Genomic DNA, 24,223 nt, shown 5'->3' with positions numbered 1-24,223 from the left:
AGTCAGCGGAAGGCCTGCTGGCCGGTCAGCGCCTTACCGATGGACAGCATGTGCATCTCGCTGGTTCCCTCGTAGGTGAGCACGGACTCCAGGTTGTTGGCGTGCCGCAACGGCGAGTACTCCAGAGTGATGCCGCTACCGCCCAGGATCGTGCGGCACTCGCGAGCGATGGCGATGGCCTCGCGCACGTTGTTGAGCTTGCCCAGACTCACCTGATCCGGCGTGATCTCACCGCGGTCCTTGATCCTGCCGAGGTGGACGGCGAGAAGGAACCCCTTGCCGAGCTCGAGCGTCATGTCGGCCAGCTTCTGTTGCGTCAGCTGGAAACTCGCGAGCGGCCGGTCGAACACCTCGCGGGAGTTCGCGTACGCAATGGCGGTCTCGAGACTGTCTCGCGCTGCGCCGAGAGCGCCGAACACGATGCCGAACCGCGCCTCGTTGAGGCAGGAGAGCGGAGCTCCGAGACTGGTGGCACCCGGCAGCATTGCCGACGACGGAAGCCGGATGTCGTCGAAGACGAGTTCCGCTGTCACCGAGGCGCGGAGCGACAGCTTCTTACCGATGGCGTGCGCGGCGAATCCCGGTGCGTCCGTGGGCACGACGAACCCACGGAAGCCCTCGTCGGTCCGCGCCCACACCGTCGCCACGTCGGCCAGGGTGCCGTTGGTGATCCACATCTTGGAGCCGGAGAGGATCCAGTCGTCGCCGTCCCGTCGCGCACGGGTGCGCATCCCGGACGGGTTGGAACCGAAGTCGGCCTCGGTCAGTCCGAAACACCCGATGGCCTCCCCGGTGGCGAGACGTGGGAGCCATTCCTGCTTCTGCTCCTCCGACCCGTACCGGTGGATCGAGAACATGGACAGCGAGCCCTGCACGGAGACGAAACTCCGGAACCCGCTGTCACCCGCCTCGAGTTCCATGCACGCGAGGCCGTAGCTCACCGCGTTGGTCCCGGCGCAGCCGTACCCCTCGAGGTGCATGCCCATCAGACCCATGCCGCCGAACTCGCGAGCGATCTCCCGCGGTAGCGTGCCGGCCTCGAACCAGTCCCCCACCTCGGGCTTGAGCCGCTTGTCGACGAACGCGCGGACCGTGGCCGCGATGTCCCGCTCGTCCTCGTCGAGCAGGGAGTCGGCGGCGAAGAGATCGAGTGGTCCGACGGGTGCTGCGGTGGTGCGCGGTGCGGTGGTCGTCATCCTGTCGAACCTACCCGGATCCGGGCCTGTACTCGATGAGTCTCGCGCTGTTTCCGACGACGATGACGGACGACGCGTTGTGCAGGATCGCCGCGAGTACCGGTGACAGCGCTCCGCCGGCACTCACGGCCAGCCCGATCGCGTTGACCGCGATCGACATGGCGTAGTTCTGGCGGATGACGGCCACCGAGCGCCGCCCCAGCGCGCGCACGTCGAGCAGTCGTGCCAGATCGTCCCCGGCGAGAGCGACGTCCGCGGTCTCCACCGCCACGTCGGTCCCGGCGGCGCCCATCGCGATGCCGATGTCCGCGGCCGCGAGCGCCGGCGCGTCGTTGGTGCCGTCGCCGACGACCGCGACGATGTGGCCCTCGGCCTGCAGGGCGCGGACGACGTCGAGCTTGTCCTCGGGCATGACCTCGGCGCGCCACTCGTCGATACCGAGCTCGGCCGCGACGGCGGCGGCCGTGGCCGGGTTGTCCCCGGTGAGCATCACGATGCGGTGCACACCGTCGGCCCGCAACGCGCGCAGTACCTCGGCGGCGTTGTGGCGGATCTCGTCGCGCAGACTGACCAGCCCGACCAACACGCCGTCGACCGCGAGGAGCAGAGGCGTCTCGGCACGGTGCTGCAGACGGGACACCCAGTCGGACGCCTCCTCGGAGACCTCGACGTTCTCTCTGCGCAGCAGCGACGCACCGCCCAGCAGCAGCGTCCGGCCGTCCGAGACGGTCCGCATGCCCAACCCGACGAGCACCTCGCACTCCTCGTGCGGTGGAATCTCGATGCGACGTTCCTCGGTACTGCGAATCACGGCTTCCGCCAACGGATGCCGAGAGTGGATCTCGGAGCTGGCCGCATAGGCGAGCACCTGCTCCGGCTCCCACGCGTCGTGGAACGCGATCACGTTGGTCACCACCGGGCGCCCGACCGTCAGCGTTCCCGTCTTGTCGAAGACGACGGCGTCGACACGGCCTGCCTGTTCGAGGTGGGACCCGCCCTTGATGAGGATTCCGCGCCGGGCACCGTTGCCGATGGCAGCGCTGATGGCGGTGGGGGTGGACAGACCGACCGCGCACGGGCACGCGACGAGCAGCATGGTCATGGCCCGGCGGACGTCACGGGTGACGAGCAGCGTGGCGGCCGAGAGCAGGAACGACGCGGGCACGAAGCGACGGGAGAAGTTGTCGCCCACCGTCTGGATGGGCGCGCGATCCTCCTGCGCCTCTTCGACCCGGGCGATGATGCGGCCGATCGCCGTGTCGCGACCCACGGCCGACGCGCGGACGACGACGCGGCCGCGCAACACGACGGATCCGGCCGACAGCCGGGTCCCCACGGTCACAGTGACCGGCAGCGTCTCGCCGGTGATGGCGGACTGGTCGACGACGGCGTCGCCCTCGATCACGGTGCCGTCGACCGGGACTCCGACGTGGTCGTGCACCACAACCTCGTCGCCGACCTCGAGCGAGTCGATGTCCACGGAGACCTCGGCACCGTCACCGGTCCGGATCCACGCGGTGTCGTGGGTGCCGCTGAGCAGATCCGAGATGGCACGCCTGGTGCGGCGCAGCGTCAACTCCTGGAGGTACTCGCCGATGTTCAGCAGCCACAGCACGGTGAGGGCGACGACGTTCTCGCGCAGGACGAGGCTCGCGACCGTCGCCGCGGACACCAGGGCGTCCGTTCCGGCCGCGCGGCCTCCCGTGAGGGACCGCACGGCGCCCTTCAGGAAGGGATAGCCGGTGAAGACGGTGACCCCGGTGGCGACGAGCCGACTGGTGGGGCCCAGCACGGGAGGTCGGCGCAGCGCGTACCGGCGCAGGCCCAGCAGGACCAGGGCCGCTCCGCCCACCGTCATGCGCAGCAGCTCGCCGGTACCGACGTCTGCCGACCGTGGTGTGCGCACCGCGGCCTGGCCCGGCGTGAGCGCGGTCGCCGCGGGTACGGCCGTCAGCGCGGCCAGCACCGACGCGGCGTCGGTACGGGAGCGGGAGTACCAGACGACGACGGACGCCGTCCGAGGGAAGGCGTGCACGGCGCGGACACCGGGAACGGCGTCGAGAAAGTCCTCGACCGCGACCGCGCGGACGTCACTGCCGGCGATCCAGTCGAGTCGGACGCGCATCCTGCCGGCGCCGTGGGACAGGACCTCGGGTGCTGCGGGTGTCGGCGTCTCGGCGGGATCGGTGTCCGTGCGAGCGGCGACCGCGGTGCTCACGTCGGCGCTCAGTGGTCGTGGCCGTGACCGACGTCGGACGCCGCCGGGGGCCGCACCTCCTCACCCATGCGATCCTTCGCCTCGGCGACCACGTCGGAGACCGCGAGACGGGCGGACTCGGCCTTGACCTCCGCCTTGCGCACCCCCCGCAGGCTCACCTCGGTGACCCGGACGGCAGCCTCGCGCAGCGGTGCACGCTCGACGACCTTCTTCACACCGTTGTAGGCCGCGACGCCCACGACCCCGGTCACGACGGTGGACGCCGCCTTGGCGATGACGGGAAACATCATGGTGGGACTCCCTCTGCACCGCGCTGCGAGCAGCTGCGGATCGGTGACGGTGAATCGCCTGCGAGGACGACGTGCAGCGATCATAGCGTTACCGACAACCGTTGTCGGATCGGACGGGCGACGTCGGCCGGTTTGCCCCCATCGTCACGAACCCCTACTGTCTCGACGACAACGATTATCAGTATCGACAGAAGGCGGAGGAACACCACCGTGCTCCAGGTCGAGGACCTGACCGTCCGGGTCGGCGCCACCACGCTCGTGACCGGCATCACGTTCGATGTCGTTGCGGGACAACGTGTCGCACTGGTCGGCGCGTCCGGCTCCGGGAAATCCGTGATCGCGTCCGCCGTCGTCGGCGTCACTCCTCCCGACCTGGTCGTCGCCGGTCACGTGCGCATCGGTGGTCACGACGTGGCGGGCACGCCCGTCCCCCGCCGCCCCCGTGACGCCCGGGCGGCGATGGTCTTCCAGGACGCGTCGTCCGCACTCGCCCCCTTCCGCACCGTCGGACGGCAGCTCGATCTCGCACTGCGCCATCGCGGCGAGGCGAGTCGGCGACGTGCCGATCGAGAGGAACTGTTGCGGGGCATGGCTTTCACCGATCCCGAGCGCATCGCGGCAGCGCGTCCGGCCCAGCTCTCCGGCGGGCAGCGTCAGCGTGTCTGCATTGCGATGACTCTGGCCTCGAATGCCCCGGTGATCGTGGCCGACGAGCCCACCACGGCACTCGACGTGGTCAGCCAGAGCACCGTCGTCGCGACTCTCGGCGCCGCGACCGGCGGCGATCGAGGACCCGCCCTGCTGTTCGTCACGCACGATCTGGCCGTCGCCGCCGCTCTCTGCGACCGCGTCGTGGTCGCCGACCGGGGAACGATCATCGAGACAGGCACCGTCACAGACATTCTCGCAGCACCGCGCCATCCCGTCACGGCGAGGCTCGTCTCGCGCGCACGGTCCGCCGACGCGGCGCTGCACTCCGCCCCGGTCGCATCGTGACGTCGGGATCTCCCGGTCTGCACGGCCGCGCACTGACGCGCCGGTACGACGGACACACGCTCGCGGTCGACGACGTCACCGTCTCCGTCGCGCCCTCGGAGCGAATCGCACTCGTCGGCGCCTCCGGCTCGGGCAAGTCGACCCTGCTCCGGATGCTGCTGGCGATGGAGACACCCGACTCCGGCGAGGTGACACTCGACGGCGCCGCGATCCGGCCGGGACCGGCCCGCTCGACCCGCTGGTTCCGCCGCGAGGTGCAGTACGTTCCACAGGATCCCGGTTCCTCACTGGACCCGCGTCGCACCGTGCTCGACTCGGTCGCCGCACCGCTGCGGTGGCTGCGGTGCGAGGGCGATCACCGCGCTCGCGCCCTCGCGGCTCTGGACTCGGTGGAGGTGGCCGCGTCGATGGTCGGCGCCCGCACCGGTGAGCTCTCGGGCGGCCAGAGACAACGGGTGGCCATCGCTCGCGCCCTCGCGTGCCGACCCCGCTACCTCGTCGCCGACGAACCGGTCAGTGGACTCGACCTGCCCCTGCGAGATCTCGTCCTGGACGTCCTCGAGACCGTGTGCGACCGCAACGGCACCGCGTCGCTGCTGGTGACGCACGATCTCGCCGTCGCCGCCCGCACGAGTGACCGTCTTCTGGTCATGGCCGACGGCGTGATCGTCGAGAGTGGCTGCACCACCACGGTTCTCGGGTCCCCGCAGCACACCCACACCCGCGCCCTGGTCGATGCGGTACCGCGTCTTCCCGTCCGCGCGCACCTGTAGTTCGTTCCGTCCGACCTTCCCTCGAAAGAATGCCCATGATGCGGTCCCCCCGCCGAATGCTGCCCCTCTCCGCCGTTCTCACCGTGTCGGTGCTCGCGCTGTCCGGCTGTTTCGCGGCATCACCGTCCGCCGACGACGGGAGCGGCCGAGTGCGTGTGGCGATGCTGCAGCCTCCGCGCTCCGGGCTGACCCCGCTGAGCGACGACTCCTTCAAGTTGTCCCGATGGTCGACGGCCGAGACCCTCGTCGTACTGGACGATCTCGGCGAGGCACAGCCTGCCCTCGCCACCTCATGGACTCGCGTGGACGACACGACCTGGAGCATCGACCTGCGGCCCGACGTCCGGTTCCACGACGGGACGCCGCTCGACGCCGCCGCGGTGGTCACCGCACTCACCGCGGCCACCACCGCCTCGCCGAAGCCCCGCATTCTCGACGGTGTCGACATGACCGTCGAGGCGGACGGCACGGACACCGTGACCGTGCGCACCGCGACGGTGGATCCGCTGGTACCGCAACTACTGTCGAGCCCCCAGCTGGCCATCCTCTCGCCGGGCGCGTACGCGGGCGGTGGTCCCGTCGATCCCGTCGGACACGGCACCGGTGCGTTCGTGCTCACCGCCGTCGACGGCACGTCCACGGCGACACTCGATCGCAACGACGACTACTGGGGTGGGCCGGCGAAGGCCTCGGGCATCGACGTGAGTTTCGTCCCCGACGGCACTGCCCGGGCCGCGGCCCTGCGGAACGGTACCGCCGACATCGTCGAGGCGGTGCCGGTGTCGCAGGCGGCGCTGGTCGATCCGGCTCTCGTGCACGAGGTGCCCATGCCGCGCACCAACACCCTCTACCTGAACAACAGGACGGGCGCCTTCGCCGACCCGTCGATGCGCGCCGCAGCGCGGGAGGCCGTCGACACCGATCGACTCGTCGACCAGGTCTACGAGAACCGCGCCGACGTGGCCCGCGGACTGCTGGGTCCCGCCCTGCCGTGGACGGCGGACCGGCCCGCACGCACGACCGCCCCGGCCGGCGATCCCGCGGGGCGACGGATCACCCTGGGCACCTTCACCGATCGCGCGGAACTGCCCGAGGTCGCGGTGTTGTTGCAGCAGGAGCTCGAGGCCCGCGGTTTCGTGGTGGAGCAGGTGGTCCGGGAGTACCAGTTCATCGAGGCCGATGCTCTCGCCGGCGCGTTCGACGCGTTCGTCCTGTCGCGGGCGACCGTGCTCGACTCGGGTGACCCCGTCGCCTACATGTACTCCGACTTCGCCTGCGCCGGTTCCTTCACCATCGCGCAGTTCTGCGACCCCGCCGTCGACGCCGCTCTGTCCACCGCCTCGGCGACCGAGCCGGGAGCAGCGCGCCGAGCCGCCGTCCTCGAGGCGGAGCGGCTGATACTCGAGCGCGATGCGGTGGTGCCGATGCTGCACGAGCGCGTCGTGCAGGGTGAGGCCGCGTCGGTGTCGGGTGCAGCGCGCGATCCGCGGGAACGGATGTTGGTCACCACCGAGACCACGGTCGGATGACGTCCGGCCGCGTCCTCGTCTCCGCCTCTCGCCTGCTGTCCGTCGCGGGCGTGATCGTGGTGGTCGCACTGCTGCCGTGGCTGTCGGGCCGCGACCCGGCGTTGTCGATCCTGCGTGCGCGCTCCGCGGACCAGGAGCCGACACCCGCCGCACTCGCCGCGATCCGCGCCGATCTGGGACTCGATGCGGGTCCGATCACGCTGCTGCGCAGGTGGTTCGGCGGAGTTCTGCGGGGCGATCTCGGCACGTCGTGGAACACCGGCAGGCCCGTCCTTCCCGGCGCCCTCGACGCGCTCGCCGTCTCGACGACCCTGATGGGGTTCGCCCTCGCGGTGGCCTGTGCGGTGGCGACGGTGATCGTGGCTCCGGCACTGCGCGCCGGGCTACGGGGGCGGCCCACCCGCTCGTCGGGTGTCGGCGCCTCGGTTCTCACCTCGGTGCCGGAGTTCCTGCTGGCGTCCGTCGCGGTGATCGTCGGCAGTGTGTGGCTGTCGCTCCCGTCCTACGGCTGGACCGGCCCGACCTCGGCGATCCTCCCGGCTCTCGCACTCGGTCTCCCGGCCGGCGGGCTGCTCGGCCGTCTTCTCGCCGATGCCGTGTCGGTGTCGTTCACCGAGGCATGGGTGACCACGTGGACGGTCGCCGACGTGGACCGTGGCACGCTCGCCCGTGCGGTGCTGCGTCGCGCAGCCTCGTCGCTCACGTCCCAGATCGCCCTCGTGATGGTGGGTCTGCTCGGTGGAGCTGTCGCGGTCGAACGCGTCTTCGCCATCCCCGGGATCGGACGATCGATGCTCGGACACGCTCAGTCGCAGGACCTTCCGGCGCTGCAGGCCGACATCCTGCTGCTCATGGGGGTCAGCGTGTTCATCGGTGTGGCCGCGCAGGCCGCCCGCCGGGCACTGCTCGGCCGGTCGGTGCACGATCACGCCGTCCCGGTACCCACCGCTCGAGTCGCCGCGGGTCGGTTCCCGTTCGTCGTGCCCGCCGTCGCCGCGAGTGCGTTGGGCACCATGGTGCTCGTCGGCCTGCCCCGCGACCCGTTCGCCACCACGCGAGGCAAGTTCCTGCCACCGTCCCTCGCGCATCCGTTCGGCACCGACGCGTCGGGACGCGACGTGCTCGCCCGCGTCGCTCACGGTGCGGCACACACCGTCACCGTGTCCGCGACGGTCGCACTGGGATGTGTGCTGGTGGGTCTGGTTCTCGGTTCGGCGGCGCGGGTGTTCACCGGTCCGATCGAGGTGACCAACGCCGCGCCACCGGTCATCGCCGGCGTGGTCGTCGCCTCCGTCGTGGGCCCCGGCGCCGCGTCGGCAGCCGTGGCTGTCCTGCTGGTCTCGTGGGCACCCCTGGCCGCGCACACTGCAGCGCTGTCGGCCGAGGTCGCGGCCAGGCCGTACGTCGCCGTCCTGCCCACCCTCGGCGCGGGTCGACTGCGCGTGCTGTTCGGGTCGGTGCTCCCGGCGGTCGGTCCCGCCGTTCTGCGTCACGGGGTGGTGCGGCTCCCGGGTATCGCCCTGGCACTCGCCGCCCTGGGCTTCCTGGGACTCGGACCGCAACCACCCAGTCCCGACTGGGGTCTCGTGCTGGCCGACGGGGTGTCCACGGTGGAGCGGGCGCCCTGGGTGGCCCTCGCGCCACTGGTGAGCCTCGTTCTGCTGTCGGTCACGGCGGTGTCGCTGTCGAGTGCCGTCCGGTCCCGCCGTGGGCGTCGGTCCACCGACGGTCCCGCCGCGCAGGCCGACCGTCCCACCCCGGTCTCCGCGTGCTGAGGGCGTCTCGCCGCGGTCGAGTGCTCCCCTGGCACGACCTCCGTGCGGCCACGCCCACCGTGAGACTGCTCGTCCTCACGCAGATGGCCTTCAACATCGGCTTCTTCATGGTGCTGCCGTACCTGTCCGTGCACCTGACGTCCGACCTCGGTCTCGGCGCCGCGCTGGTCGGTGTCGTGCTCGGAGTCCGCACGTTCTCGCAGCAGGGACTCTTCGTCGTCGGCGGAACGCTGGCGGACCGCCTCGGCGTCAAGCCGGTGGTGCTGACGGGCTGCGTCCTGCGCGTCCTCGGATTCGTGGGACTGGCTCTGGCCCAGAGCCTTCCGGCCGTCCTCGCAGCCACGGCGCTCACCGGCGTGGCCGCGGCGCTGTTCTCGCCGGCCGTCGAGAGCGCGGTGGCGCTGGAAGCGGGCGAGGGTGAACGCGCGGGTGGCCAGTCCCGCCTGGACGCGTTCGCGTTGTTCACCGTGTTCGGCCAGATCGGCGCGTTCACCGGTCCGCTGCTGGGCTCCGCGCTGCTCGCGGTGGACTTCCGACTGACCTGCCTCGTCGCGGCCGGGGTCTTCGTCGTCATCACGCTCGCGCACGTGGTGCTGCTGCCAGCTCGACGCGCCGAGTCGACCACGGACACCTGGCTCGACGACTGGCGGGAGATCGCCCGCAACCGTCTGTTCCTCGTCTTCGCCGCCGCGATGAGCGCGCAGCTCGTCGCGTACAACCAGCTCTATCTCCTGCTGCCGCTGCGGGTCGAGCAGGTGTGGGGATCGCAGGCACCACTGGGATGGTTCTTCGCCGCGGCGTCGGCACTCGTCGTCGCCGGGCAGATGAGCGTGACCCGAGCACTGCGCCGGTTCCCGCTGGTACGTGTGCTCCCACTGGGTTTCGCCGTCATGGCGACCGCGTTCGCCGCGGCGGCCGCGGCCGCACTGCTCGGCACCGAGGGTGCCGCAGGGCTCGTGGGGCCCGCCGCGTTCGTCATGCTGCTGACGGTAGGTCAGATGATCGCCATGCCGTTCGCGCGCGACCTGGTCCCGCGGATGGCGCGGGAGCGCAGCACGGGCTCGTACTACGGTCTGCTGGCCTCGCTGGGCGGGATCGGGGTGCTCGTGGGGTCGGTCGCGCTCGGCGCGATCATCGACGCGATGCCGGACACGCCTGCAGGCGAGGCGGTTCCGTGGGCGGCCGCGGCGGTCCTGCCGCTCGCGGCGGCAGTGACGTTGCGCTCGGTGGCTCGCCGACTGGTACCGGTGACCCCGGCGATCACGCCGCCAGAACCAGATCGCGGCCCGTCAGCACCTCCGTCTCGCGAGTGATGCGTGCCCACACGTCCTCGGTCACGTCGTCCATGATCGAGAACCGGTCCCACCACATCATGCGGGTCCGGTAGCGCTCGTCGGGGTACGCGGCCGGGGCGATGTTCTCGGCCACGCGGCCGCCGCCGGACTCCCACCGTCGCAGCACGTGATCGGCCGCCGTGGCCATGACGTACCGGGCGCCCGTGAAGACCATGGTGGGCAGCGCCGTACGGGACAGCAGTGCGGAGAGCGCACCGGGATGCTCGGCGTCCGCGGAGACGAACGCGGTCTTCATCTCCACCACACCGGCGGGCAGTCGACCGTGGATGAGTTCCGCGACGTCGGGCCGAGCGGCGTTGCCCTCCCACTCCACCAGAGCGTGCGACTGGTCCGCGCTGAGGTACGGGCCCTGGCCGCGGACGCCGGCGACGACCTGCCCCGCACGGTCCACGGCCGCGTAGAACACAGCGGTGTCCGCACCGTCGGCGACGCGCTCGACGTCGAGCGCGACGCCCACTCCGTGGCGCTCGTAGGACCGCGTGGCGCAGGCGAGGTACTCGTCCCAGAGCCCACGATCGGCGGACGGGGAACTCATCACCAGAACGGTCCCACTATCACGATCTGCAAGGCGCGTGCTCCCTTGTGTGATCAGGCGGGTGGGGGCGAGCAGAGTCGTCGACATCGGACACCTCTCGGACAGAGTTGTCGGATCGCCGTCCGGCGCCCCGACCAACAGACCACGGACTCGCCGGACGACGAATCCACACACTTATTGTCCCGCTTCCCGAGCAAAAAGTGGATTCCGCCCCGAAATCGGTGACCTGCGACGAATGTGCCCTTTTCGAGGCCCGAGAACGAACCGCAGGTCATTGACCCGTTACGACAACCTATATCCGAGTTACCCGTTCGTATTCCGGGTCGCTTTGGTGACTCCTCGTAGAACTGCACCGACGAAGCAGACTGAATTTCGTGAAAAGCCACGAACGGCGGGTCGGCGATTCGTGGCGAATTCGCGCTCCACGACGGCCACTCGGGCGCTCTCACAGCGCCACACCGACACCTCGGAACGCAGTCAGCCCCGGACCACACCTCCCGAGAGGTACGGTCCGGGGCTGCTGGAGACCCGGGAGTGGAGCGCGGGAACGGCTCGCCTATCGGCCGGCGCGGCCGAACAATGGTCGTCTGCCGGCCGTCTCGCGACGCGACGACGTGGCTGCGGAGAGGGAGTCCGCGAGCATCAGCTCGACGGTGCGCTCGGCATCGAGCTTGTTGTCGCCGATACCCCCCGTGGCGCCACGCTTGGCCCATCCCACGACGTAGGCCCCGGCCACCGGGCGGTCCTCGGAGTCCACGACGCGACCCTCGACGTTGCGCACGGTTCCGCGGTCCGCGTCGAAGGGAAGTCCGGGCAGGGCGGACCCGCGATACCCGGTCGCCTGCAGCACCAGATCGGCGGGAATCGAGCTCGCGATCCCCGCGTCGGACGTGCCGGATCCGCGGACGTCGAGCGCTCCCGGGCGTACCGCCACCGGTGCGCGCCCGAACGAGAAGACGATGCGCGGCGCGCCGTCACCCGTCTCGGCCTCGTCGGCGCGCAGTGCGGCGGCGAGCGGTGCAGCGGACGCGGACAGCGGCAGCGCCGCCAGGACCGAGGAGAGATCGTCGTCGCCCGCGACCAGAACGGGAACCGATGTGCGATCGACGAGCGCCTGGCACTCGGACCGGGTGAAGGCGGCGACCTCGGGACCGCGTCGACCGAGCACGGTGACCTCCCGCACCGCACTGTCCCGCAGCGCCGCGAGCGCGTGGGCCGAGATGTCCGTGCCCACGAGGTCGTCGACGGGAGCTGTCAGAATTCGCGCCGCGTCGAGCGCCACGTTCCCGTTGCCGATCACGACGACGCGCGTCACGCCGCGCAGATCCACGGCGTCGGCGGGGACGTCGGGGTGACCGGTGTACCAGCCGACGAGGGTCCGGGCACTCATCGGGACGACCTCGGACTCGAGGGGAAGCTGCCTGTCCTGATCGGCACCCACCGCGTAGACCACCGCGTCGAAGGTCCGCGAGAGTTCCTCCACCGTGACGTCGACCCCGACCTCGACGCCGAGGCGCATCGTCACGCGCGAGTGCACGAACAGCGATCGGAAGTGTTCACCGATGCGCCGGGTACTCGTATGATCCGGTGCCACACCGTATCTCGCGAGACCACCCGGCACGGGCAGCTTGTCGAAGAAGGTCACCGCGGCATCGGTCTGACGCAGGAGCGCCGTCGCGGTGTAGCAGGCGGCCGGCCCGGTTCCCACCACGGCGACCCGTTTCAGCGACACGGAGCCGATGTCCGCCGGCGGGAACGTCGGTGCGCCCCATACATGATCGACCGGCCGGTCCCGGTAGTAGTCGGCGTTCAGTTCCGCGTAGATCGCCTGCGACGGCGACAGCCGCGACACCCGCGTGATCGCGTCCACCGGGCACGCGTCCGCGCAGGCGCCGCAGTCGATGCAGGACCGCGGATCGATGTACAGCAGGTCGGTCTTGCCGAAGTCCGGCTCGTCCGGCGTCGGGTGGATGCAGTTGACCGGACAGACCGACAGACACGATGCGTCGTTGCAACAGTTCTGGGTGATCGCGAAGGCCATGGGAGCGTCAGACCATGTGGATGGTGCGGTAGACGGCCGCAGCGGGCTTGGTCAGCAGTCCACAGTCGCTGAGGAACGCCATCAGGTGCTGGCTGCTCGTGCGCATCATGACGTGGTGGTGCGTGTTGTTCTTCGCCTCGCGGACGGCGCGGTCCCGGTCGAGACCGGCCGCGGCGTAGACGTCCTTGTTCACCATGTTGGACACGATGACTCGGGCGGCGATGGCGATGAGCAGGGCCGCGGACTTACGGCGGGCGGTGGAGATTCCCGCCATGTTCTCGCGCATCTGCTGACGCGCGAACGTCATGTGCCGCGACTCCTCGACGACGTGGATCTTGCTGGTGGTGCGCACCAACGGGAGCACGTTCTCACCGCGCATCCAGTCGCGCTGCATGACGTCGAGCACTTCCTCGGCGACGAGGATGCCGCCGTAGGCGGCCTCGGACACGGCGAGAGTCTTGAAGCCACGACCGAGCTCGATGCTGAGCCGGCGCGGGATGTACGCCTTGATGCCCATGGTGCGGCACGCCTTGGCGAACATCAGGGAGTGGCGGCACTCGTCGGCGATCTCGGTGAGCGCGAACTGGAAGTCCGAGGACGACGAGTCGCTGCAGTACTGATCACGCAGGACCATCTGCTGCAGGATCATCTCGAACCAGATGCCGGTGCTCATGATCGAGCAGACCTCGTGGCGGGTGAGGGTGACGCGCTGTTCGGGCGTCATCTCCTTCCACAGGTCGGTGCCGTAGAGGGTGCTCCACTCGGGATTGAGGCCGAACTGCTCCGGGTCGAGAGGAGCCTCCCAGTCGACCTCCTGCATGGGGTCGTACGAGAGCGCTGCGACGGAATCGAGCAGCCGAGCAGACACGTCCTCTGCATCCGAGACGGTGAGTTCCGGGTCGAGTGTGCTGGTCATGGCGTCGTCCTTCCGTGGGCGGGTACATCTCCGTGACTAACTGTGACAGAGGTTATCAGGTACTCGCCGTCACGGGAAGACGTCGCAAGGTCCGGACGGTGCCGGATCGTCAGGAGATCTGGGGCATCTCCAGATCCGTGTGCGCCACTGCCCGAGCGGTGTCGGGGTCCGTTCCGAGCATCACCAGCAGACGCTCCGCTGCGTCGTCGATCCGGCGGTCGTCGACGGAGCCCGGGTCCTCGAGCCACCGGTGCACCAGGGCGAACAGCACACCCGCGGTCATCGCCGTAGCGAGAGACAGGTCCTCGATCTCGAGTCGTCCGGCGTCCACCGCCGCCGCGAGATCCCGGCGGGCCCGCGGCCCGAGACCACCGGGCGCGTCGAGCAACGCGAACCCCGACCGGTCGACGATCTCCGCGGCCTGACGATGCGAGACGGCGGCACGACCGGTCCGCCTGACGGCGTCGCAGAAGATCTGCACCGGATCGTCCGAGCGCGGCGAGACTCCGTCGAGCGTCTCCCCCATCTGCTCGAGAACCTGCTCCACGGCGGCGGCGAAGAGTGCGGGCTTGTCCTCGAAGTGGTTGTAGAAGCTCCCGAACCCGACGTCGGCGGCGGCCGTGATGTCGGCGATGCTCGCGGTGGAGGAACGCCCGTCGGCGATCATCTCGCGCGCGGCGTCCACGAGAGCCTGGCGCGTGCGCGCCTTCCGTCGCTCGAGCCTGTTCCCGGCAGTCTGCATCCGGAAAGTCTAGGTCGACGGGTGCCCGGTCGTCGGCGCGGCGAGCCCGCTGACGACGCGTCGCGACGTCAGCGGGAGACAGGAGCGGACCAGATCCCCACGATGGCGTCGACGAGGTCGATGCCGCACGCCGTCCAGTACGCCGTCGGATCGGCGCCCGATGCGGCGAACTCCGACTCTCGTTCGGCCATCACGTGCGTCAGCAGAGTGCGCGCCATGGCCCCTCTGGCCGAGCGGACGTCGGCAGGAATCGGGGGCAGGCACGAGGTGACGCCGGCGACCGTCTCTCGCAGCGTCGCCGAGGACAGCGCCTCGTCCACCAGGATCGGCCGCAGCACCGGATCCGTCATGACCTGGGAGGCGAACCGCGCGTACCAGGTGGGGGCGCCGAACTCGGCGAAGTACTGCGTCGACGGAAGGACCAGTGCCGACACCCACGCTCGCAGGTCGGCGCCCTCTCCGATCGCCGCGACGTGGGCGGAGCGGATCCGTTCGACGTCGCCCGTCCGGCGGACGACGATCGCGCGGACGAGATCCTCCTTGCTGCCGAAGTGGTAACCGACCACGGCGCTGTTGCTCTGCCCCGCCGCGTCGCCGACCTGACGGTTCGACACCGACACGACACCGTTCTCCGCGTACAGCCGCTCGGCGGCACCCAGAATCGCCTCGCGCGTCGCCTCGGAGCGCGCGGACGGGGCTCGCGTCGACCGGGCCTGGCTCATTCCACCGGCTCGGTGGCCCGGTCGGTGACGGCACCTCCGACGACCTCCGACGCCTCGCCCTCGCCGTCCTGGTGACGCGGAAGGAAGGAGGCGAGTACGACCGAGAGGATCGCCGCGCCGGCGGCGATGGCCATGGTGATCCGGAAGGCGGCCTCGGACGGCACCGCGGTGGATCCGAACGACACGGTCATCGACGCGAGAACGACCCCCGCGACCGCACTGGCGAACGACGTTCCGAGGGACCGCATCAGCGTGTTGAAGCTGTTGGCCGCCGCTGTCTCGGAGGCGGGCACCGCCGACATGATCAGGGCGGGCATCGCTCCGTACGCCAGTCCGATGCCCGCACCGATGACGAGCGAGACCACGATCAGCTGCCACACCGCGCCCATCATCACGATGCCCAGCAGGTAGCCGACGGCAACCGTCGCCGCGCCGGCCATGAGCGTGATCTTCGGTCCGCGCGTGGTGGTGATGCGCGAGGACACCGGCGCGACGGCCATCATGATCAGTCCGGACGGCGCCATCACCAGGCCCGCGACGAGGATCGACTGTCCCAGGCCGACACCGGTCGCGGCGGGCAACTGAAGGATCTGCGGCAGAACGAGACTGAGTGCGAACATCGCGAAACCGAGCATGATCGACGCGGCGTTGGTGAACAGCACCTGCCGCCGCAGCGAGACCCGCAGGTCCACCAGTGGCTGGGGAGTGCGCAGTTCCCACACGATCCACGCCGCGAACGCGAGGACGGACACCAGCAGCAGGCCGAGGATCGACGCGCTGCTCCACCCCCAGTCGGAACCCTTCGAGATCCCGAGCAGCAGGGTCACCAGGGCGACCGACAGCGTGAGCGCTCCACCGATGTCGAACGTGCCGCCGGTGCGCACCGTCGACTCGGGAACGACGACGACCACGGCGACCGCCACCAGTGCGCCGAGCGCAGCCGCCGTCCAGAACAGGAAGTGCCAGTCCGCGTACTCGGCGATGATCGCCGCGGCCGGAAGACCCAGGGCGCCGCCCACTCCGAGCGACGCACTCATCAGCGCGATCGAACCGGGAAGCTTGTGGCGAGGCAACACGTCCCGCATCACGCTGATGCCGAGGGGAATCACACCGGCGGCGAGACCCTGCAGTGCCCGCCCCACGACGAGGGGCACGAGGCTGTTCGCGAGGGCACCGACCACCGATCCGGCGACGAGCAGCGCCAGGCTGACCAGCAGCATGCGCCGCTTGCCCACCATGTCGCCTAGTCGGCCGGTCACGGGAACGGCGACCGCACCCGCCAGCAGGGTGGCCGTGATGGCCCACGCGGTGTTCGCGGCCGAGGCGTTCACCAGAGCGGGGAGCTGGGGAACCAGCGGGATGATCAGTGTCTGCATCAGGGCGACCGTGATGCCGGCGAAGGCCAGTACCGCGACGATGCGTCCGGTTCCGGTCTCCTCCGTCTCGGCCGTGGCAGCGATGGGTGAGGACATGGGTCGAGTCTCTTCTCAGCTAGTTTGAAACAGCTGTTTTAAATTAGGCACCGATCCTTACCCACGTCAACGTTCTCGCCGCTCCTGTGGCCCGCATCACCACGTCACCGGACGAATCGGTCGAGGAAGGCATTGCCGAACACGCGGTGCGGGTCGAGTCGGTCGACGGTGCCGACGACGGAGTCCCAGTCCCGCTCGCCCGAGTACCCGTCGCGGAACGAGTCGGGGATGGTGGCCGCGAGCGCCTGCACGTCTCGGTAGGGGCGGTCCTCGTCGAACGCCCACCCCTTGGACCACTCCGGCCGGAACACCGCATCGGCACCGTCGAAACGTTCTCGCATCCACTGCTCCATCTCGCGATAGAACGCGAACATCCCGGGCGTTCCCGGAATGCCCAGCACGTTGAGCCACACCGCCGTGTCCCACTCGGGACGATCGGGTACCGGACGCATGGCCGAGATCGTCGGCGGGCCGGCCGAGTCGACGAGGACGTCCGAGCCCTGGTCGAGACCACAGCACCGGATCTCGACTGGGCCGTTGATCGGGAACTGCCCCAGGGACGCGTAGTGCTCGGTGCGCTCTCGGAACCAGCGGGTGAAGTCGTGCAGGACCGCAGCCACGTTCGCGCGAGCCGTGATCACCGCACCGCCGCCCTCCGTCAGGAGCAGTGTGCTCGGACGGATGTAGAACTGCGTGTTCTTCGGCGCTCCCCAGATGTCCGACGACCCCGTGGCCGCGAGCCCCGCCACCGTCGTCGCGAGGAACACCTGACCCAACGCGGGCGTCAGTTCCGTCCGCCCGGACACGACAGCACCGATCGCGTCGGACACCGCTTCCGGGAGGGTGTCGGAGAACGTGTAGTTGTACGGTCCGTCGACCTCGCGGGAGGACGGCGGTCGCACGGGAGTCGGCGTCCACACCTTGAGCCACGGAGTGTCGGTGAACGGGTACCAGATCGCCTCCGCGCGGCCGGACCGGTCCAGGAAATCGACGTACGTACGCCCCGGTGCCCCCGGCGCTCCGAACAACTCCGCCCAGCCGATGTCGGTGATGCTCTCGCATCGCAGAGGAGTCGCCGGATGCGCCTGCATCGTCACCTCGGTGACGAACGCTCGGCCGAGATGGACCGCGAGATCCGGCGCGTCGGCCTCCGACCGGGCGACGGTCCGCAGTGCGTACCCGGTCCCGTTCCACGCGACCACCGTCATCGAGGTCACCAGATTGCTCAACGATCCCGACGACGAACCGATCGGAACCTGTTCTCCCACTGCGCGTACCACGGCGCCGTGCGCCCCGACAGCCAGAGCGCCCGCGATGGACAGAACCCCCGGCGCGGGCACACTCGACCATCCGAGACCGTGGTCCTCCAGCGCCTGGAGGACGTCGGACAGAGTCGCGCCGGCACCGGCGGTGACGGTGGACGACGCGGTGTCCACCGTGGCACCGGTCAGCCCGGTCATGGTGTCCACGAGCACGACCCGGTCCAGGTTCTCGCCGTTCTCGATGGTGAACGGGGTCCACCCGTGCATCGCGCCGCGCGGCCGCAGCCGGTGACCGGAGGCGTGAGCCCAGTCCGCGAGCGTCACCACGTCGTCGGCGGATCGCGGCGAACACGTCCACACCGCGTCGACCACGATCTCCTTCGACCAGTTCTGGTACCGCTGCCGGAACAGCGGGATTCCCGGTGGGAAGTCGGGTGGCGCGGCGACGCCTTCCCCGACACCCGCCGGAACGGCTCCCGCCGGCACGGGCCGGCACACCCCCGCGAGCGTGGCGGCCACGGCCGAGGCGGCGGATGCGGACAGGAAGGATCGGCGGTCGAACGATGGCATGAGTCCCCGATGCGCGAGATGCGGATGATGTGAGCCCCACGCCTCGTGAGCGCACTGCTGGGCAGTCCGGATCTGCTTGCCCCCCCGGAGGGTTTACACCTTTGACATACCCGTAAAGATTGTCAAGTCCAGGAGGGTCTCGGCCGGGTGGGTCACGCACCGGGCAGGTCGAGGACCGGCACGAGGCGGCGGCGCAGATAGCCCCGGAGCGCGTCGTCGGACCGGGTCGCCTCGCTGTCGAACTGCACCACGGACAGGAACATGCGGATGCAGAGGTCGGCGACTTCGTCGAGATCGCCGCCGGCCTCGGCGGGCGCTCCCACCAGAGGCGTGAGGAAGGACCGGGTCAGGCTCAGCGCGTCGATCCCGAAGGCGGATCCGTCGTAGATCACCGTTCCACGGCCGGGATGCACCAGCGGCGCCAACGCCGGCGACGACCGGAACGCCGCACGCGCGGCGACCATGGCCTCGACGACGAACTCGGACACCGACTCCCGCTCGCCGACCGCGGACACGACGGACCCGATGACACGCGAACTCACGTCCTGCAACGCGTCCGACACCAGGGCGTCGCGGGTACCGAAGTGCGCGTACACCGTCGGGCGGGAGACACCGGCCTCGTCGGCCACGGAACTGATGGTCACGCCGTCGAAACCACCGAGCTCGAGGCGTCGCACCGCCGCCGCGAGGATGCGTTCCCTCACGCGGGCGGTGGCTGCCATGCGGCGATGTCCACACCCATGGCGGTGCTCGGCGGTTCGTCGTACAACCACTCGCGCGCGATCCGCCCCCAGTTCGCGGTGGCACGAAGTTGCCCGAGGATGCCGAACGTCAGGAAGTCCGCGCGACGGGAGAAGACGTGCTCGGGCGGCAACCACTGCTTGGTCATGGTGCCGAAACTGCCCGATCGCGGGTCGACGGCGAGGACGAAACACGCCCCCGCCATCTCTGGCGTCACGGTGACCGACCCGTCGTTCAGACTGAGTTCCGCTGCTGCGCAGACGTAGTCGAGACAATCGCTCGCCGTCACGGCGGCGCCGGGGTCGAGAATCCCCCGCGCGGACATGGCGATGAGCAGATCGTCTCCGCGCCCCTCGATCGCCGCTCGCAGGCACTCTCTCTCGAAACGGACGTCCGCCGGACTCATCCGCAGGTACAGACCGAAGTCGACGAAGGTGACGCGCCCGTCCCGAGCCAGCAGGACATTGCCCGGATGGGGGTCACCGCAGAACTCGCCGAGCGTGTGCAGAGACCCGATGTAGAAGCGGAACACCGTCTCACCCACCCGGTCTCGCACCTCCGCCGACATCGCACGGATCTCGTCGAACGGCACCGCGTCGACGAACTCGGTCGTCAGGACCGCCGCGCCGCACCGCTCCGGCACGGTGTCCGGGATGAAGAAGTGCGGGTGCTCCCGATACAGTGCCGCGACGCGGCGCTGCGTCCGCTCCTCCGCCGGGTAGTCGAGTTCCGCCTCGAGGTTTCGGCGCAACTCGTCGACGACGGCACGGGAGGACAGCATCGGGATCGACGCCGGCAACAGCTTGACGTAGAACGACAGATTCTTCAGGTCGGCCCGCACCGCGTCGTCGATACCGGGGTACTTCACCTTGACGGCCACCTCCCGGCCGTCGTGCAAGCGGGCACGATGCACCTGACCGATCGACGCGGCGGCGAACGGGCTCTCGTCGAACTCGGCGTAGAGCGACTCGATCGACTCGCCCAGATCCGCCTCGATCACAGTGCGCACGTCGTCGAACGAGACGGTGGGTGCGCGGCTCTGCAACTCGGCGAGCTTGCGGTGGAACTCGTCGCGGTGCTCGTCGGGGACGAATGACAGGTCCAGCATCGACAGCATCTGGCCCAGCTTCATCGCCGCTCCGCGGAGACCGCCCAGGACGGTCACCAGCCGTTCGGCCGAGCGGACCGCCTCCTTCGCCGTGAGGGCGGCACGCAGTTCCTCGGTGCGACCCGCCATGCGTACTCGCATGGTGGCGTTACGCGCCGTGCGACCCGCGACGAGGCGACCCACCTCGGCGCCCCGGGCCACCCTGGACGTCGGCATCTTCTCCGGCACTTCCCCAGTATCCCGCACCGTGCCTGCGCTCGATCGATCGCGGCACCGCGGACCCGGAAGTTTCTGGCGCACCGGACATCTCGGGCACGCTATGTCGTACATCACGTTTCCGGAGGTCCGCGAGGGCTTACTCTTACTTCGAGTAACGATATACCGCGCGACGGGGACCGCGCGACGTCGATCAGAGGGGGAAACACAGCATGACCAGCACCATCTCATCAGGAGACACACGGACCGACGCTGTCGCCGCCCGCGCGGCGCACCTGTTCGACACCGACGCCGAGGTGCGCGCCGCGGCCGCGGATCCCGCGGTGTCGGCACAGGTGGCGGACCTGACGCCCGATCTGCACGCCATGGTCGAGGTGGTCATGGACCGCTACGCAGACCGGCCCGCGCTGGGTCGCCGGGCGTACGACGTCGAGCCCGCGGACGACGGTCGCCGCGTGCGTCGGCTCCAGCAGCGCATGGACACCATCACCTATGGATCGCTGTGGTCCGATGCCCTCGATCTCGCGACCGCACTCGGCGACGTCGCCACTCCGGACACCTTCGTCGCGACCCTGGGATTCGCCGGTGCCGACTACGTCGTCGCCGAACTGGCGACGGTCCGGACCGGTGCCGTTGCCGTTCCCCTCCAGTCCGGCGCCGCTCCCGGACGCCTCGCCGACATCGCCGCCGAGGTCGAGCCTGTCGCACTCGTTGTCGACAACGAACAGTTGTCCACCGCCACGGCTGTGGCCGCCGCGTGCCCGAGCATCCGCCGTATCGTCGTCCTCGACCACGACGATCGTGTGGACGACGACGAGGACCGTCTCGCCGAGGCTCGACGATCCGCACCGGGCACGGTGCTCGCGATCGAGACGCTACGGGAGGCGATCGCACGCGGTCGCACTCTCCCCCGGCTCGCCGGCCCCGAGGCCGTCGATCCCGACCGGATCGCCACGTTGATCTACACCTCCGGCAGTACCGGGACCCCGAAGGGCGCCATCCACACCCAGCGCATCGTCTCGCGCCTGTGGTCGACGTCCCACTGGTACGACCAGAGCGCGGAGTCCGACGAGGCCGGGCGACCCGGTGCGATCACGCTGGACTACCTGCCCATGAGCCATCTCGCCGGGCGCGCGGTGGTGTTCACGACCCTGGCAGCCGGCGGCATCGTGTACTTCGCGAGTTCGAGCGATCTGTCCACGCTTCTCGACGACTACGCACTCGCCCGGCCGACCGTGGCCATGCTGGTTCCCCGCGTGTGTGATCTACTGCGTCAGACAGCCCTCGGACGCATCGAGACCCGGGCGCACCGCACCGGCGAGAGCGCGGACGCCGTCCGCGCCGAGGTCCTCGAGGACATGCGATCCACCACTCTCGGTGGCCGCATCCTCTCCGCAGTGGTGGGTACCGCGCCGACCTCCCCCGAGGTCATCGACTTCGTCTCCGAACTCCTGGACACGACGGTGCAGAACAATTACGGCTCCACCGAGGCCGGCATGGTGTTGTTCGACGGCGTCGTCCAGCGGCCGCCGGTGCTCGAGTACCGCCTCGACGACGTTCCGGAGCTCGGGTACGCGGTGACCGACCGCCCCTACCCGCGCGGTGAGCTTCTCCTCAAGACCGATTCCCTCGTGCCCGGCTACTACAAGCGGCCGGACGTGACGGCCGAGATGTTCAGTGCGGACGGCTTCTACCGCACCGGCGACGTGGTCGCGGAGACGGAGCCGGACCATCTCGTGTACGTCGATCGCCGCAAGAACGTGCTGAAACTGGCGCAGGGCGAGTTCGTCGCCCTCTCGCGCCTGGAGTCGATCTACGCGTCCGCCGACGCCGTCGACCAGATCCATCTGCACGGCAGCGGCGAGCGGTCCTACCTCCTCGCCGTGGTCGTGCCCGCCGACGGAGCCGACACCGCCACCGTGCTCGACTCCCTGCAGGCACTCGCGCGCGAGGAGCAGCTCGAGTCCTACGAGGTCCCGCGCGACATCGTCCTGGCCGCGGAGCCCTTCACGCAGGAGAACGGTCTGCTCTCGGGAGCGAACAAGCAGCTGCGTCCCGCTCTGACGGCGCGCTACGGCGAGGCGCTCGAGGACAGGTACCGCGAGATCGACGAGGGCCAGACGGCGAAGATGAGCGAACTACGCCGCCGCGGCGCCGACGCACCCGTCCTGGAGACCGTCGGCGAGGCCGCCGCGGCGTTGCTGGGATGCGCCGGCACGGAGGTCTCACCCGATGCGCACTTCACCGACCTCGGCGGTGACTCGTTGTCCGCGTTGACGTTCGCCACCCTGCTGCAGGACATCTTCGAGGTGGACGTCCCCGTCACGGTCGTCATCGCGCCGTCGTCCGACCTCGCGGCGATCGCGACCCACATCGAGCGGCGACGCGGCGACGCGGATGCCACGGGAGCCGCGACCTTCGCCTCGGTGCACGGAGCGCACGCGACGCAGGCCCGTGCCGATCAGCTGACGCTGAGCGCCGTCCTCGGCGACGAGTTCCTCTCGTCCGCGGCTGACGTGGGACCGGTGCGCACCGACACCCGGACCGTGTTGCTCACGGGCGCCAACGGATACCTCGGGCGCTTCCTGTGCCTGGAGTGGCTCGAACGCCAGGCCGCGGTCGGCGGCACCGTCGTGTGCCTCGTGCGCGGACGCACCGCGGCGGACGCTCGTGCCCGTCTCGACACCGCGTTCGACACCGGCGACCCGGCCCTGTGGTCGCGGTGGACGACGCTGGCCGACACCGCGCTCGAGGTCGTCGTCGGCGACGTGGGCGAGGCGAACCTGGGCGTGAGCGACGAGGAGTACGCGTCGCTGGCCGAGCGGGTCGACCGCATCGTGCATCCCGCGGCGCTCGTCAATCACGCGCTGCCGTACGAGCAGTTGTTCGGCCCCAACGTGATCGGCACCGCCGAGATCGCCCGGCTCGCCCTGACGCATCACCTCAAGCCGGTGACCTACCTGTCCACCGTGGCCGTCGCGGCGGGCGTCGAGGCCTTCTCCGAGGACGGCGACATCCGCGAGATCAGTCCGGTCCGCGCCCTCGACGAGTCGTACGCCAACGGATACGGCACCTCCAAGTGGGCGGGTGAAGTGGTGCTGCGCAACGCCTCCGACGCCTTCGGGCTCCCCGTGACCGTCTTCCGTTCGGACATGATCCTGGCGCACCCCCGGTGGACCGGTCAGCTCAACGTCCCGGACATCTTCACCCGCACGGTGCTGTCGTTGATCGCCACCGGAATCGCCCCGGAGACGTTCTACCGGCAGGACACGGGCGCACCCGTCGACGATGCAGGGCGGCCGCGCGCACACTACGACGGACTCCCCGCCGATTTCACCGCAGCGGCGATCACCGAGCTCGGTGGCAGCGCGACGTCGGGACACCGGACCTTCGACGTGCTCAATCCGCACGACGACGGCATCTCTCTCGACACCGTCGTCGACTGGATCATCGAGTCCGGCAGGACGATTCGGCGCATCGCCGACTACGACACGTGGTTCGCCGAGTTCTCCGACGCGCTCGAGTCCCTGCCGTCGGCACAGCGGTCCGCCTCGGTGCTGCCGCTGCGGCACGCCTACGCGCGGCCGGACCTGCCGACCGCCGGGTCACCCCTGCCGGCCGAGGTGTTCCGTGCCGCGGTCCGCGACACGTCGACACCGGGGTCGGCACTGGCGGACATCGACGACATCCCGCACCTGTCGCGCGATCTCGTCGCGAAGTACGTGCGTGATCTCGAGGCGCTGGGGTTGATCCCGACGCTCTGACA

At 69.9% G+C, this 24,223-nt stretch carries 18 protein-coding genes; 6 read left to right on the top strand and 12 right to left on the bottom strand.

The annotated features are described in order from the left end of the window. Positions 1–2 precede the first annotated feature (2 nt). The 3 genes from QRN16_RS16465 to QRN16_RS16455 all read right to left on the bottom strand — a co-directional run bounded on the left by QRN16_RS16465 (position 3) and on the right by QRN16_RS16455 (position 3,704). Positions 3–1,196 carry an acyl-CoA dehydrogenase family protein gene (locus QRN16_RS16465; RefSeq protein ID WP_027503983.1) on the bottom strand — a complete coding sequence of 398 codons (1,194 nt, stop codon included), beginning with the start codon at positions 1,194–1,196 and terminating at the stop codon, positions 3–5. A 10-nt stretch (positions 1,197–1,206) separates the two neighbouring features. Beyond that, on the bottom strand, positions 1,207–3,321 hold the full coding sequence (locus QRN16_RS16460; protein ID WP_222628871.1) for a heavy metal translocating P-type ATPase: 2,115 nt from the start codon (positions 3,319–3,321) through the stop codon (positions 1,207–1,209). 101 nt (positions 3,322–3,422) lie between these two features. Then, positions 3,423–3,704 (bottom strand): DUF1490 family protein, encoded by a 282-nt coding sequence (locus QRN16_RS16455; RefSeq protein WP_056447595.1) that lies wholly within the window; start codon positions 3,702–3,704, stop codon positions 3,423–3,425. A gap of 210 nt (positions 3,705–3,914) precedes the next feature. Between QRN16_RS16455 and QRN16_RS16450 the strand changes: the two genes are divergently transcribed. Genes QRN16_RS16450 through QRN16_RS16430 form a run of 5 tightly spaced genes read left to right on the top strand, consistent with a single transcriptional unit; the run spans position 3,915 to position 10,090 of the window. Next, entirely contained in the window at positions 3,915–4,700 is a 786-nt protein-coding gene (locus QRN16_RS16450; protein WP_285188339.1) for an ATP-binding cassette domain-containing protein, read from the top strand. After that, entirely contained in the window at positions 4,697–5,473 is a 777-nt protein-coding gene (locus QRN16_RS16445) for an ABC transporter ATP-binding protein (protein ID WP_285188336.1), read from the top strand. The genes QRN16_RS16450 and QRN16_RS16445 overlap by 4 nt, the downstream gene beginning before the upstream one ends. 35 nt (positions 5,474–5,508) lie before the next feature. Further along, positions 5,509–7,002: an ABC transporter substrate-binding protein gene (locus tag QRN16_RS16440; protein ID WP_285188334.1), complete on the top strand. Its 1,494-nt coding sequence runs from the start codon at positions 5,509–5,511 to the stop codon at positions 7,000–7,002. Further along, positions 6,999–8,777, top strand: coding sequence for an ABC transporter permease subunit (locus tag QRN16_RS16435; RefSeq protein ID WP_222650220.1), 1,779 nt, complete (start codon positions 6,999–7,001; stop codon positions 8,775–8,777). The genes QRN16_RS16440 and QRN16_RS16435 overlap by 4 nt, the downstream gene beginning before the upstream one ends. Positions 8,778–8,836: 59 nt before the next feature. Further along, positions 8,837–10,090, top strand: a complete 1,254-nt coding sequence (locus tag QRN16_RS16430; RefSeq protein WP_285188332.1) for an MDR family MFS transporter — start codon at positions 8,837–8,839, stop codon at positions 10,088–10,090. On the opposite strand, the gene QRN16_RS16425 is transcribed toward QRN16_RS16430, so the two are convergent. The 9 genes from QRN16_RS16425 to QRN16_RS16385 form a co-directional block, all read right to left on the bottom strand. Continuing rightward, positions 10,038–10,667 carry a hypothetical protein gene (locus QRN16_RS16425; protein WP_222650219.1) on the bottom strand — a complete coding sequence of 210 codons (630 nt, stop codon included), beginning with the start codon at positions 10,665–10,667 and terminating at the stop codon, positions 10,038–10,040. The two genes, QRN16_RS16430 and QRN16_RS16425, sit on opposite strands and share 53 nt — an antisense overlap. 556 nt (positions 10,668–11,223) lie before the next feature. Next, complete coding sequence (locus tag QRN16_RS16420) at positions 11,224–12,708, bottom strand: 4Fe-4S binding protein (RefSeq protein WP_285188330.1); 1,485 nt, start codon at positions 12,706–12,708, stop codon at positions 11,224–11,226. A 7-nt stretch (positions 12,709–12,715) separates the two neighbouring features. Further along, positions 12,716–13,624: an AurF N-oxygenase family protein gene (locus QRN16_RS16415; RefSeq protein WP_204866622.1), complete on the bottom strand. Its 909-nt coding sequence runs from the start codon at positions 13,622–13,624 to the stop codon at positions 12,716–12,718. 109 nt (positions 13,625–13,733) lie between these two features. Beyond that, the gene (locus QRN16_RS16410) at positions 13,734–14,366 is read right to left on the bottom strand and encodes a TetR/AcrR family transcriptional regulator (protein ID WP_056447278.1); all 633 of its coding nucleotides are present in this window, start codon (positions 14,364–14,366) and stop codon (positions 13,734–13,736) included. A gap of 68 nt (positions 14,367–14,434) precedes the next feature. Next, on the bottom strand, positions 14,435–15,088 hold the full coding sequence (locus tag QRN16_RS16405; protein WP_222650217.1) for a TetR/AcrR family transcriptional regulator: 654 nt from the start codon (positions 15,086–15,088) through the stop codon (positions 14,435–14,437). After that, the gene (locus QRN16_RS16400) at positions 15,085–16,560 is read right to left on the bottom strand and encodes an MFS transporter (protein WP_285188324.1); all 1,476 of its coding nucleotides are present in this window, start codon (positions 16,558–16,560) and stop codon (positions 15,085–15,087) included. The genes QRN16_RS16405 and QRN16_RS16400 overlap by 4 nt, the downstream gene beginning before the upstream one ends. A gap of 104 nt (positions 16,561–16,664) precedes the next feature. Next, entirely contained in the window at positions 16,665–18,392 is a 1,728-nt protein-coding gene (locus QRN16_RS16395; protein ID WP_285188321.1) for a cholesterol oxidase substrate-binding domain-containing protein, read from the bottom strand. A 152-nt stretch (positions 18,393–18,544) separates the two neighbouring features. Further along, entirely contained in the window at positions 18,545–19,114 is a 570-nt protein-coding gene (locus tag QRN16_RS16390; protein WP_056447269.1) for a TetR/AcrR family transcriptional regulator, read from the bottom strand. After that, the gene (locus QRN16_RS16385) at positions 19,093–20,469 is read right to left on the bottom strand and encodes an ABC1 kinase family protein (RefSeq protein ID WP_027503994.1); all 1,377 of its coding nucleotides are present in this window, start codon (positions 20,467–20,469) and stop codon (positions 19,093–19,095) included. The genes QRN16_RS16390 and QRN16_RS16385 overlap by 22 nt, the downstream gene beginning before the upstream one ends. 200 nt (positions 20,470–20,669) lie before the next feature. Between QRN16_RS16385 and car the strand changes: the two genes are divergently transcribed. After that, positions 20,670–24,221: a carboxylic acid reductase gene (gene car / locus QRN16_RS16380; RefSeq protein ID WP_285188318.1), complete on the top strand. Its 3,552-nt coding sequence runs from the start codon at positions 20,670–20,672 to the stop codon at positions 24,219–24,221. Positions 24,222–24,223: the final 2 nt, after the last annotated feature.

The organism is Rhodococcus sp. MEB041, assembly GCF_030208955.1.
Classification (GTDB): Bacteria; Actinomycetota; Actinomycetes; order Mycobacteriales; family Mycobacteriaceae; genus Rhodococcoides.
Note: the sequence above shows the minus strand (reverse complement) of the source record. Positions and strands in the feature narration are given on the sequence as shown.

Coding starts and splice junctions, on each gene's coding strand:
- QRN16_RS16405 (WP_222650217.1), bottom strand. CDS start 15,088: ATGAGCCAGGCCCGGTCGACGCGAGCCCCGTCCGCGCGCTCCGAGGCG.
- QRN16_RS16425 (WP_222650219.1), bottom strand. CDS start 10,667: ATGAGTTCCCCGTCCGCCGATCGTGGGCTCTGGGACGAGTACCTCGCC.
- QRN16_RS16455 (WP_056447595.1), bottom strand. CDS start 3,704: ATGATGTTTCCCGTCATCGCCAAGGCGGCGTCCACCGTCGTGACCGGG.
- QRN16_RS16420 (WP_285188330.1), bottom strand. CDS start 12,708: ATGGCCTTCGCGATCACCCAGAACTGTTGCAACGACGCATCGTGTCTG.
- QRN16_RS16465 (WP_027503983.1), bottom strand. CDS start 1,196: ATGACGACCACCGCACCGCGCACCACCGCAGCACCCGTCGGACCACTC.
- QRN16_RS16440 (WP_285188334.1), top strand. CDS start 5,509: ATGATGCGGTCCCCCCGCCGAATGCTGCCCCTCTCCGCCGTTCTCACC.
- QRN16_RS16410 (WP_056447278.1), bottom strand. CDS start 14,366: ATGCAGACTGCCGGGAACAGGCTCGAGCGACGGAAGGCGCGCACGCGC.
- car (WP_285188318.1), top strand. CDS start 20,670: ATGACCAGCACCATCTCATCAGGAGACACACGGACCGACGCTGTCGCC.
- QRN16_RS16460 (WP_222628871.1), bottom strand. CDS start 3,321: ATGCGCGTCCGACTCGACTGGATCGCCGGCAGTGACGTCCGCGCGGTC.
- QRN16_RS16435 (WP_222650220.1), top strand. CDS start 6,999: ATGACGTCCGGCCGCGTCCTCGTCTCCGCCTCTCGCCTGCTGTCCGTC.
- QRN16_RS16415 (WP_204866622.1), bottom strand. CDS start 13,624: ATGACCAGCACACTCGACCCGGAACTCACCGTCTCGGATGCAGAGGAC.
- QRN16_RS16400 (WP_285188324.1), bottom strand. CDS start 16,560: ATGTCCTCACCCATCGCTGCCACGGCCGAGACGGAGGAGACCGGAACC.
- QRN16_RS16395 (WP_285188321.1), bottom strand. CDS start 18,392: ATGCCATCGTTCGACCGCCGATCCTTCCTGTCCGCATCCGCCGCCTCG.
- QRN16_RS16390 (WP_056447269.1), bottom strand. CDS start 19,114: ATGGCAGCCACCGCCCGCGTGAGGGAACGCATCCTCGCGGCGGCGGTG.